The 993-nt window shown below is 60.6% G+C and carries 1 protein-coding gene; it reads right to left on the reverse strand.

The genetic code is table 11. The annotated features are described in order from the left end of the window. Positions 1 to 2: 2 nt before the first annotated feature. Positions 3 to 993 (reverse strand): archaea-specific SMC-related protein (locus DVK07_RS19575; protein ID WP_321166986.1); only part of this gene is annotated, 991 nt, incomplete at its 5' end.

Here is a 993-nt window from a genome sequence, read left to right on the forward strand (position 1 = left end):
GCTCAGTCGATCTGTTCGACGTAGGCGTACTCGTCGGGGAGGGCGGCGGCGTCTTCGGGGAGGAGCGCGGCGACGAGGTAGTCGGCGTGGGAGCGAAAGTAGTCGACGACGCGCGCGATCCGGTCCGAGTCGATCGCTTCGAGCGAGTCGAGTAAGATGAACGGGACCGCCTCATGAACGTCGTGGACGAGGTATCCAGCCAGTGCGAACACAAGCCCGGTCACTTCGCGCTCACTCTCCGAGAGATGGTCGACCGTGTCTTCGTAGGCCGTTCCGTCGGGCGACGAGCGGACGATATGGAGGTCAAACCGAGTTCGTGTGACCTTGCGGCGGCCCTCACGGACCTCCGCTTCTCGGCGCTCGATCCAGATCCGGTCGAGGTTCTCGTACTCTAAGATGTCGAGGACCGTCTGCATGTGCTCGTTGAATTCCTCGACAGCGTTCTCCTCGATGCGGTCAACGCGCGTCCGCAACTCCGTCAACCGCTCAGTGATCTCCTCGCGTTCGGCCTTCAGGTCCTCTCGCCGATCAATTGCCTCCTCACGGTCATCGATCTCGTCATCGATCTCGTCGATCTCGTCTTCAAGCCGCTCGATCCGGAGCTCGATGCCGTTTGCCTCGCGGTGTAGCTCCAACGTTTCGTCGTAGCCGTCGACATCGATCGACTCGGCCTCGGCTTCCAGTTCCTCGATCTCCTCCTGTTTCGACGCGATCTGGTCCTCCAAGTCCGATATTTGTGACTCGGTCGACCCGATCTTTGTCTCCACCGTTTCGAGTCGCTCTTCAGCGCGCTCGATCTCTCGTTGCTTCTCACGGATCGACGACTGGCGGTCTGTGAGTTCCTGGATCTCCGTGCGGATCTCGTTCCGCTCGTCGAGCTTGTCGGAGCGAAGCTCCCGGAGCCGGTCGAGGGTCGTCTCGATTTGTTCGATTTCAACCTCGGATCCACAAGTCCAACAGACAGTCTGGTCGCCATCGATCAACGCAGCGGTG

Origin of the sequence: Halorubrum sp. Atlit-26R (genome assembly GCF_003666015.1) — an archaeon.
Classification (GTDB): Archaea; Halobacteriota; Halobacteria; order Halobacteriales; family Haloferacaceae; genus Halorubrum.